This is a genomic window from Aeromonas sp. QDB25 (assembly GCF_027707725.1).
Taxonomy (GTDB): domain Bacteria; phylum Pseudomonadota; class Gammaproteobacteria; order Enterobacterales; family Aeromonadaceae; genus Aeromonas; species Aeromonas caviae.
Genome location: NZ_JAPCIZ010000011.1, coordinates 75851 through 85699, shown reverse-complemented (window position 1 = coordinate 85699; position 9849 = coordinate 75851). Strand labels below are relative to the sequence as shown.

Sequence of the window (9849 nt, the reverse complement as noted above, 5' to 3'; positions counted from 1 at the left end):
AACCTTAGACCGCGCAAATGTTTGGATTTCAGGCAACCGCAGATCGTGTTTGATGAACTACGACAGGTTGCTTGATTTGGCGGGTGTTGCACTTCGGAGTTGAATTCGCGCTTTACCATCGGTTATCCCTTTTAGCCGCACAAATTTTAGCCATGGCTTTTCAGGAAGTCAGGGCTATCAGAATGGCCTTAGAAAGCCTAGTCAAAGAGCTGTCACGAGAACACCGTTAGCTTAGCGTACGATTTTTTCCGAATTCTGCGGTTCCCCCTACAGGAGGTACACAGTTTCCTCGTCTCCACCGTCCATGTCGCCCATGCCCATGGACGCCGTCCCGGCCGCTGGGCCGACGATGAACAGGCCATGGCTGCCATGCAGGCCAAGATGCCCCAGAACATGCGCGATGGCTTTGACCAGATTGAGCGCCACTATCTGGCCGGCCCCTGGGTACTGGGGGAGCGCTTCAGCCTGGCCGACATCTACCTCTTCGTGATTGCAGGCTGGCTCGAGAGCGACGGGGTTGCCATCAGCGAGTTTCCCAAGGTGGCGGATCACTATCAGCGCATGCTGGCCCGCCCCGCAGTGCAGGCGGCGCTCGCCCTCTGATCTCCTCGCGCTGGGTACGCCTTTTTGTACGGGCAACATCCGGCGACGCCTCTCAGACGGGTGCTCTTCTGGCACCCGTTTCTTCTGAAATTGCCCTGTCACTGAGATCGTTTTCACATTTTCGTCATCACTGCCTAGACCCGTTAACGGTTAACACTTATCTTTCGCCCTAATGACGCAACCGGTTGCGTAACCGATTGCCCAACTCAATATCCATATGCGGTCCCAGGCCGCCGAGGTGCTGTATGAAACGAGGCAAGCTGCTCAATGCTCCCTTAAGCGCGCTGGTCGCGCAGATGGGCCACACCGACGAGATCACCGTCTGCGATGCGGGCCTGCCCATTCCGGCAGGCCCCGAGCGCATCGATCTGGCGCTGATGGCGGGCACCCCCAGCCTTGAAACCGTACTGACCGCCCTACTCACCGACCTGGTGGTGGAGAAGGTGATCATGGCAAGCGAGATCAAGCAGATCAGTCCCGCCGCCCATCAGGCGCTGGTGGATCAGCTGGAGGCCCACGCAGCCGCCCAGGGCAAGCCCATCACCATCGAGTACTGCCTGCACGAAGCGTTCAAGGCTCGCTCCTGCCAGAGCAAGGCTATCGTGCGCAGCGGCGAGGTGACTCCCTACGCCAACCTGATCCTCTGCGCCGGTGTGGCGTTCTGAATTCTTCAAAGAAGGCCTCTTCAAGGAAGCTGCAAATGAGCACAACCTCCCCCCTCTCACCCATTCTGGAGCTGACCGAGATCGTCAAGACCTTCCCCGGTGTGCGCGCCCTCGACGAAGCGGGTCTTCGGGTCTATCCGGGCCAGGTGATGGCCCTGCTCGGCGAAAATGGCGCTGGCAAGTCGACCCTGATGAAGGTGCTGACCGGCATCTACCAGGCCGATTCGGGCAGCATCAGCTATCGCGGCCAGCCGGTTCACTTCAAGGGCCCCCGCGACTCCCAGGATCAGGGGATCAGCATCATCCACCAGGAGCTGAACCTGCTGCCGGAATTGTCGATTGCCGCCAATATCTTCCTCGGCCGCGAACCGCGCACCCGTTTTGGCAGCATCGACCACAAGCAACTGCGCGAACGGGCCAGCACCCTGCTGGCACGACTTGGCGTCAAACACGGCCCGGATACCCGGCTAGGGGATCTCTCCATCGGCGAACAGCAGATGGTGGAGATCGCCAAGGCGCTGTCGTTCGATGCCAGCGTCATCATCATGGACGAACCCACCGATGCCCTCACCGACACCGAAACCGAGCAGCTTTTCACCGTCATTCGCGAACTGCGCGAGCAGGGCTGCGGCATCGTCTATATCTCCCATCGCTTGAAGGAGATCTTCGAAATCTGCGATCGGGTCACCGTGCTGCGGGACGGCAAGTGGATCGGCGAGCAGGCGGTGAGCGATCTCGACGAAGACAGGATCATCGAGATGATGGTGGGTCGCCGGCTGGAAGAGCAGTACCCGCGCCTGGTGCGCGAACTCGGCCCCGTCAGCCTGCAGGTGAAGGATTTGGCCGGCCCCGGCGTGCGCGGGGTGAGCTTCTCCCTGCGTCAGGGTGAAATTCTGGGCTTTAGCGGCCTGATGGGCTCCGGCCGCACCGAGCTGATGAAGCTCATCTACGGTGCCAGCCCCATCAGCGCTGGCCAGATGACGGTGGATGGCCACGCCCTGGTACCCAGAAGCCCGGCCGATGGTCTGGCCGCTGGCATCGCCTATATCTCCGAGGATCGCAAGGGCGACGGCCTGGTGCTGGAGCTGTCGGTGCGCGAAAACATGAGCCTGTGCGCCCTCGGCGAGTTCATTCGTGGCGGCAAGATTGACGGCAAGGCCGAGCGCCAGGCGGTAGGAGACTATGTGCGTCTGTTCAACATCAAGACCCCGAGTCAGGATCAGCTGATCAAGCTCCTCTCCGGCGGCAACCAGCAGAAGGTGGCCATCGCCAAGGGGCTGCTGACCCGGCCCAAGGTGCTGATCCTGGATGAGCCGACCCGCGGCGTCGATGTCGGCGCCAAGAAGGAGATCTATCAGCTCATCAACCAGTTCAAGAAGGAGGGGATGAGCATCATCCTGGTCTCCTCCGAAATGCCGGAAGTGCTCGGCATGAGTGATCGCATTATGGTGATGCACGAAGGGCGCATCAGCGCAGAATTCAACACCCGCGATGCCAATCAGGAGAAGCTGATGGCAGCGGCAGTCGGTAAACAGTGGCAAGCAGAGCAAGAGGCAGCACAATGACAACCCAAACCCTTTCCCGCCGCGGCGTCATGAGCATGGCCTGGTGGATCGAGAACAAGTCCCTGGTCGCGCTGCTGGTGCTGATCGGCGTGGTCTCTTTCCTGAGCCCCAACTTCTTCACCGCCGACAACCTGCTCAACATCCTGCGCCAGACATCGGTCAACGCCATCATGGCGGTCGGCATGACGCTGGTCATCCTCACCGCCGGCATCGATCTGTCGGTCGGCTCGGTACTGGCCCTGTGCGGCGCCCTGGCCGCCACCATGGTGGCCATGGAACTGCCCATCGGCCTGGTGATCCCCCTCACCCTGGGGGCCGGCGCCCTGCTTGGCAGCATCAGCGGCCTCATCATCGCCAAGGGCAAGGTACAGGCGTTCATCGCCACCCTGGTCACCATGACCGCCCTGCGCGGCGTCACCATGGTCTACACCGAGGGGCGCCCCATCTCCACCGGCTTCAGTGACGGCGCCGATCACTTCGCCTGGCTCGGGACCGGCTACCTGCTGGGTCTGCCGGTGCCCATCTGGCTGATGGCCATCGTCTTCCTGCTGGCCTGGTACCTGCTCAACCACACTCGCCTGGGCCGCCACATCTATGCCCTCGGCGGCAACGAATCGGCCACCCGCCTCTCTGGTATCAATGTGGATCGGGTCAAGCTCGCGGTGTATGGTCTGTGCGGCATGCTGTCGGCACTGGCCGGGCTCATCGTCACATCCCGCCTCTCCTCCGCCCAGCCCACAGCCGGCATGGGGTACGAGCTGGATGCCATCGCCGCCGTTGTGCTGGGGGGCACCAGCCTGATGGGGGGCAAGGGCCGTATCATGGGTACCCTGATCGGTGCCCTCATCATCGGCTTCCTCAACAATGCCCTCAACCTGCTCGACGTCAGCTCCTATTACCAGATGATCGCCAAGGCCAGCGTGATTTTGCTTGCTGTGATGATCGATAACAAAAGCAACCGTTAACAAGCCACGCCACACACAAGGAATGAAATGATGAAAAAGCTCAATACCCTGCTCGCTGCCGCCATCATGTCCGTGCTGGGCACCGCCCAGGCCGCGGATCACACCCTGGCGATGGTGGTCTCCACCCTCAACAACCCCTTCTTCGTCACCATGAAGGAGGGGGCCGAAGCCAAGGCCAAGGAGCTTGGCTACGAGCTGGTGGTGCTGGACTCCCAGAACGACCCGGCCAAGGAGCTCTCCAACGTGGAAGATCTCACCGTGCGCAAGGTCAACGCCATCCTGATCAACCCGACCGACTCCGAAGCCGTGGGCAACGCCATTCGCCTGGCCAACAAGGCGAACATCCCGGTGCTGACCCTGGACCGCGGCGCAGCCCAGGGTGACGTCAAGGCCCACATCGCCTCCGACAACGTGGCCGGTGGCAAGCTGGCTGGCGACTTCATCGCCGAGAAGCTGGGCAGCGGTGCCAAGGTGATCCAGCTGGAAGGGATCGCAGGTACCTCCGCCGCCCGTGATCGCGGCGAAGGCTTCGCCCTGGCGGTCACCGCCAACAAACTGCAGGTGCTGGCCTCCCAACCCGCCGACTTTGACCGCACCAAGGGTCTGAACGTCATGGAGAACCTGCTGGCCGCCCATCCGACCGTGCAGGCAGTGTTCGCCCAGAACGACGAGATGGCGCTGGGTGCCATCCGCGCCGTGCAGGCCGCTGGCAAAGAGGTGATGATCGTGGGCTTTGACGGCACCGACGATGGCAAAGCCGCCGTGGCCAAGGGTAAACTGGCCGCCACCGTGGCCCAGCAGCCTGCCCTCATCGGCGCCATCGGCGTGGAAACCGCCGACAAGGTGCTCAAGGGTCAACCGGTGGAAAAATCCATCCCGGTACCGCTGCAAATCGTCAACAAGTAAGTTGACGGGGGGAGGTTCGCCTCCCCTCTCTTTTTCCGCCAGTGCCGCCTGGTCTGGGTCCACCCAGACCAGGATGTACTCAACCAAGGGTGATAGGAATGAATCGTCTCGTAGTCCTCGGCAGCGTGAATGCGGATCATGTGCTGCGCGTCCCCCACTTTCCCCGCCCCGGTGAAACCCTGACCGGCCACAGCTATCAGGTCGTTCCCGGCGGCAAGGGCGCCAATCAGGCGGTGGCCGCCGCCCGCCTCGGCGCCCCTGTCTCCTTCATCGCCCGCATCGGTGATGATGCCATCGGCCACCAGATGAAAACCGGGTTTGCCAACGACGGCATCGATGTCAGCGCCGTCGAACTCGACCCCAGGCTCCCCACCGGCATCGCCATCATCTATGTGAGCGACGAGGGGGAGAACAGCATCGGCATCTCCGCCGAAGCCAATGGCGCCCTCACCCCGGCCGTAGTGCAAGGTCACGAGGCGATGATCGCCGCCGCCCACACCCTGCTGCTGCAACTGGAAGTGCCGCTGGAGAGCGCGCAGGAAGCGGCCCGTCTGGCTCGTGCCCACGGCACCCGGGTGGTGCTCAACCCCGCCCCCGCGCGCCCGCTCTCAAGGGATCTGCTGGCGCTGGTGGACCTCATCACCCCCAACCAGACCGAGGCCGAGCTGCTGACCGGCGTCAAGGTGACGGACGAAGCGAGCGCCCGGGAGGCTGCCACCCGCTTCCACCAGATGGGCATCGGTGAGGTGATGATCACCCTGGGGTCTCAAGGGGTCTATTGCAGCAAGGGGCAGAAACAGGCGCTCATGCCGGGTTTTCGGGTCAAGGCGGTGGATACCACGGCGGCCGGGGATACCTTCAACGGCGCCTTCCTGGCGGCCGAGCTCGCCGGCGCCGACTTTGACGCAGCCGTACGCTTTGCCCACGGGGCGGCGGCACTCTCCGTCACCCGGTTTGGTGCCCAGAGCTCCATCCCGAGCAAGCAGGAGGTCGATGCTTTCCTCCTTGAACAGACTGCGCAGGGGCACTGATGGCCAATATCAAGGAGGTGGCTGCGCTGGCGGGGGTGTCGACCACCACCGTTTCCCACGTCATCAACGAGACCCGTTTCGTCGCCGAAGAGACCCGGGAGCGGGTCTTCGCCGCCATGCGCGATCTCAACTATGCCCCAAGCCTGGTGGCCCGCAGCCTCAAGGTAAAGGAGACCAACAGCATCGGCATGCTGGTCACCACCTCCAGCAACCCCTTCTTCGCCGAGGTGGTGCGCGGGGTGGAGCGCTACTGCTTCGAGCAGGGTTACAACCTGATGCTGGGCAACACCGAAGGACAGGCCGAGACGGCGCTCTCCTACCTCAAGATGATGCTCAGGAAACGGGTCGACGGCCTGCTCATCATGTGCAGCGAGGGGCAGCAGGAGGTGTTCAACCAGCTCGACTGGCTCAAGAGCCTGCCGGTCGTGGTGATGGACTGGGGCATGGAGAACGGCGAGGTGGATCTCATCGCCGACAACTCCCATCGCGGCGGCTACCTGGCAACCCGCCATCTGCTGGGGCTGGGTCACACTGCCATCGGTTGCATCACGGGACCCCACAGCCGCGCCCCGGCCAACCAGCGCCAGGCGGGTTTCGAGCAAGCGATGCAGGAGGCCGGGCTCACCGTCAATCCGGGCTGGATCCAGGAGGGAGACTTTGACTGCGCCAGCGGCGCCGCCGCCATGACCCGCCTGCTGGCGCTGCCAGAGCGTCCCACCGCGCTGTTTGTCTGCAACGACATGATGGCCATGGGGGTCATCAGTGCCGCCCATCAGGCAGGGCTGGTGATCCCCCGCGATCTCTCCATCGTCGGCTATGACAACGTGGCGCTGGCCCAGTTCATGTCCCCCCCGCTCACCACGGTCAATCAACCGAAAGAGGAGCTGGGCCGTCTCGCCGTCACCCGGCTCTTGGCACGCATCAACGGCGAGCCCATCGCAAACCGCATGATCACCGTGGATCCGGACCTGGTGATCAGACACTCCTGCGCTCCCTTTTCCTCACCGGACAGCAAACCAGTTTAAGTGTCAGCAAGCAGCAGAAGGGCGGCCATGAGCCGCCCTTCTGTGTATTGTCTCCTTGACATCGGCCCCGAGACTGCACAAGCCACCACTCAACTCAGCTTGAGATCATCCTCTTGCTGCGCCTCTCCCCGGGGAGCCAGGCGCAGCAGCCCCAGCGCCGTTGCCAACGGCTGGAGCAGCGCCTCGTACCCGGAGGGTGCTGGCAGCCAGTAGCGAATTGGCCAGCCCGCTTGCAGCAGTTCGGGGGCGCTGCTGCCAAGCTCGCTCAGCGCCAGCATGCAGCCACACTCGCGCATCTTCTCAAGCAGGGTGGCATCCGGTATCAGCACAGGCAATGCCAGGATCAGCCCCCCTGTGGCAAGGGGGGCAGGCTCGCCAGCAGAGGGGCCAGCTGGGCAGGCTGATGAAGCCTTACCAGCAAGGTGCCACTGCATGGCTCTTCTGTCAGCCATCGTGCCATCACGGGCCCAAGGACACCACGCTCTTGCATCCAGCCCACGTCACAGGGCTGCTGACTCACCTGCCAGCGCAGGCTGACCGCCGTCACCGGCACGCCCTGCTCGTCTCTCATCGCCTCGCAGAGGGTCTCCAGGGGGGAAGGGGCGGCCCCCGCCAGCCATTCCCGCAGTTGGTGCAGCTGCCGCTGGGCCATGTGGAGGTCAGCCTTCATCGCACTCTGATACCACACCAGGATGGTCCCCTCACGCTTGGCCTCGTTCAATGCCAATATGGCCTGCTCCAATAGCTCATCGGCATCCTCGCCACCCTCGCGCCTGGCCACTCCGAAGCGACACGCCAGATCAAAGCTGCTTTCCCGGGTCACGAACTCAAACTGCAACAGGCTCACCATAGCCGCCATGCGGGCATCGAGATCTCCCTCTTCGTCGTCCAGCACCACGGCGAACTCATCCCCCCCAACCGGTACGCACGGCCGGGGCATGCCTGGCGCAACCGGGCCGCGACCGCCTGCAACAGACGATCACCAACCTGGTATCCGAGCAGATCATTGACCTGCTTGAACCGCTTCAGATCCAGCACCGCCAGCGCCTGGACCCGAACTTGCAGCAGGGATTGCCTGAGCTGCCCCTGCAAGGCCCGACGGTTGCCAAGCCGGGTCATGGGATCGAGCAGGGAGAGGCGACGATTCTGCAGATTGGTTCGAATGAGGGCAAAGACCAGCACACAGCCCATCACCAGCAGGATCAACTGCCAGATCTGGATCCAGAACAGGCTCTGGCGCAACTGGTTGAGGGAGGCTTCCCGCTCCTGGCCGGAGAGGATCTGATCCCCAATCTGCTCCACCTGATGGGTCAAGCCGGTCAGCCGGACGAGGGCAAGATCGAGGGCTTACCCCTCTTCAGCTCCCCGGACTGCATCTGGGGATCCAGCCCCTTGAGTTCGTCAAAGAGCCGTTCAAGCACCTCCCCCAACCCATGCCTCGCCCGCGCATCGGCGGTCTCGGTACTGATCAGGAACACATCCAGCCGGTTCCACAGCAGGTCGTAATCCAGGCTCAGGGCCGCCATGTCGAGCGCCCCGGCACGGTAGAGGCGCACATCATAGAGAAATCGCTGGGACTCCTGCATTACCTGGCTGATGTTCCAGTGGGTGTTGCGGTAGAACATGTCAACGAGCTGCTCGTGCCGACTCTGCAGCAGCAGCCCCCAGAGGGACGAGAAGAGAAACAGCAGGGAAATGGCTGCAAGCAGCAGGTTATCTCGCTGTCGTCGCGTCACGGGACAACCTCGATGCGGATCACCTGCCAGACCATGTTGTTGTGGATGGCGGACACATCCATGTCGGGATGGGCCGAGAGGGGGACCAGCAGCCAGAGCGGCCCTTTATTGCGACGGGTGAGCGGTTTGTCATCCTGGTAACGCACCAGGGTCAGCGGCACCTTGGCAAACAGGGAGAGATCGACCCGCTGCTGGTAGCCATTGAGTGCGGCGACATCGATGGCGCTGGCACTATCCACCTGCTGCGCCGCCAGCACGCTCTTCAGGGTCGGTCCACGATAGCGGTGAGTGCCGAGGGTCCAGGGCGTCGCCGTCTCGAACTCCACTTGTGGCAAGGCTGCCAACGCCGCCTCATCCAGGGTGATTTCCCGCTTGTCCGGCAGGATCAGTTGCAATAGCGAAGAGGAGGAAGCCTGGGTACCGAACGAGAAAAGCACCAGCAGGAGCGAGGCCATCCCGCGCGTTGGAAAGTTCATGACATGTTGTGCCAACTGCATCTTGAAGTTAGGAGCCAGTGTGGCGATTTCAGTGGGTCAATGCAACTGTGTGAAAAATCAATAATTAGGGGCCCCGCATCTCCATCCAGTTATGGCCCTCGACGGAGAGAGGCTGATGCACTCCGCAACTTTGCAGGAGTTCATCCACAAAAGCGGGCACCAGCAAGGAAGCCGGACCATAACGTTTTTCATCAAACTGGCTGCCCACTTCGCTCGGCTCCAGATTGAGCTCCACCGTATGGGCACCGTTCAGGCCGGCCTCATGGACGAATCCGGCGGCAGGGTAGACCGCCCCGGAGGTCCCGATGGAGATGAAGAGATCGCACTGAGCCAGGGCCGAGTAGATGCGGTCAAGTCCGAGGGGCATCTCCCCGAACCAGACCACATGGGGGCGCAGCGGGTGGGGAAACTGGCAGCAGGAACACAGCTCTTCCTGATGGAGATCCCCGCGCCACTCGATCACCTGACCCGAGCCCGGGCAGCGGGCCTTGAGCAACTCGCCGTGCATGTGGATGAGGTTCTTGCTGCCGGCACTCTCGTGCAGGTTGTCGATGTTCTGGGTGACCAAGGTGACGCGCCCCGGCAGCAGGCGCTCCAGACGGGCCAATGCATAGTGGGCCGGATTGGGGTGGATCTCGGCGCGCTGCAACTGATGGCGCCGTGCATTGTAGAAACGTTGTACCAGTTCGGGATCCCGCGCATAGCCTTCAGGGGTGGCCACGTCCTCCACCCTGTGCTCTTCCCACAGGCCATCACAGGCCCGGAAGGTCTTGATACCGGATTCGGCCGAGATGCCGGCACCGGTGAGGATCACGATATGTTTGGCTGACTGCACCATGGTTGTTCTCCTCCAACG

At 62.6% G+C, this 9849-nt stretch carries 12 protein-coding genes and 1 pseudogene; 7 read left to right on the top strand and 6 right to left on the bottom strand.

The window, feature by feature from the left end:
* Nucleotides 1-267 precede the first annotated feature (267 nt).
* The 7 genes and pseudogenes from PG883_RS06085 to PG883_RS06055 all read left to right on the top strand — a co-directional run.
* A pseudogene (locus PG883_RS06085) lies at nt 268-603 on the top strand (glutathione S-transferase C-terminal domain-containing protein); the annotation flags it as partial.
* 245 nt (nt 604-848) lie between these two features.
* Nucleotides 849-1268: a D-ribose pyranase gene (gene rbsD, locus PG883_RS06080; protein ID WP_010674787.1), complete on the top strand. Its 420-nt coding sequence runs from the start codon at nt 849-851 to the stop codon at nt 1266-1268.
* Between the two features lie 35 nt (nt 1269-1303).
* The gene (gene rbsA / locus PG883_RS06075) at nt 1304-2833 is read left to right on the top strand and encodes a ribose ABC transporter ATP-binding protein RbsA (protein ID WP_010674788.1); all 1530 of its coding nucleotides are present in this window, start codon (nt 1304-1306) and stop codon (nt 2831-2833) included.
* Nucleotides 2830-3798 (top strand): ribose ABC transporter permease, encoded by a 969-nt coding sequence (gene rbsC / locus PG883_RS06070; protein ID WP_010674789.1) that lies wholly within the window; start codon nt 2830-2832, stop codon nt 3796-3798. The genes rbsA and rbsC overlap by 4 nt, the downstream gene beginning before the upstream one ends.
* A gap of 30 nt (nt 3799-3828) precedes the next feature.
* On the top strand, nt 3829-4704 hold the full coding sequence (gene rbsB / locus PG883_RS06065) for a ribose ABC transporter substrate-binding protein RbsB (RefSeq protein ID WP_010674790.1): 876 nt from the start codon (nt 3829-3831) through the stop codon (nt 4702-4704).
* Nucleotides 4705-4802: 98 nt separating this feature from the next.
* Nucleotides 4803-5735 carry a ribokinase gene (rbsK, locus tag PG883_RS06060; RefSeq protein WP_270807033.1) on the top strand — a complete coding sequence of 311 codons (933 nt, stop codon included), beginning with the start codon at nt 4803-4805 and terminating at the stop codon, nt 5733-5735.
* Nucleotides 5735-6760, top strand: a complete 1026-nt coding sequence (locus PG883_RS06055) for a substrate-binding domain-containing protein (protein ID WP_041211440.1) — start codon at nt 5735-5737, stop codon at nt 6758-6760. Before rbsK ends, PG883_RS06055 begins: the two co-directional genes overlap by 1 nt.
* Nucleotides 6761-6849: 89 nt before the next feature.
* Here the strand turns inward: PG883_RS06055 and PG883_RS06050 are convergent, their stop codons facing one another.
* From PG883_RS06050 to cobB, 6 genes are all read right to left on the bottom strand, one after another.
* Nucleotides 6850-7089, bottom strand: a complete 240-nt coding sequence (locus PG883_RS06050; protein ID WP_029314550.1) for a hypothetical protein — start codon at nt 7087-7089, stop codon at nt 6850-6852.
* Between the two features lie 14 nt (nt 7090-7103).
* Nucleotides 7104-7658, bottom strand: a complete 555-nt coding sequence (locus PG883_RS06045; protein ID WP_252592984.1) for a hypothetical protein — start codon at nt 7656-7658, stop codon at nt 7104-7106.
* A complete protein-coding gene (locus tag PG883_RS06040; protein ID WP_029314552.1) occupies nt 7604-8074 on the bottom strand; it encodes a GGDEF domain-containing protein in 471 nt (156 codons plus the stop codon). Before PG883_RS06040 ends, PG883_RS06045 begins: the two co-directional genes overlap by 55 nt.
* Before the next feature lie 5 nt (nt 8075-8079).
* Nucleotides 8080-8496: a hypothetical protein gene (locus PG883_RS06035; RefSeq protein WP_029314553.1), complete on the bottom strand. Its 417-nt coding sequence runs from the start codon at nt 8494-8496 to the stop codon at nt 8080-8082.
* A complete protein-coding gene (locus PG883_RS06030) occupies nt 8493-8972 on the bottom strand; it encodes a hypothetical protein (RefSeq protein WP_029314555.1) in 480 nt (159 codons plus the stop codon). Before PG883_RS06030 ends, PG883_RS06035 begins: the two co-directional genes overlap by 4 nt.
* A gap of 85 nt (nt 8973-9057) precedes the next feature.
* Nucleotides 9058-9831: a Sir2 family NAD+-dependent deacetylase gene (gene cobB, locus PG883_RS06025; protein WP_010674794.1), complete on the bottom strand. Its 774-nt coding sequence runs from the start codon at nt 9829-9831 to the stop codon at nt 9058-9060.
* Nucleotides 9832-9849: the final 18 nt, after the last annotated feature.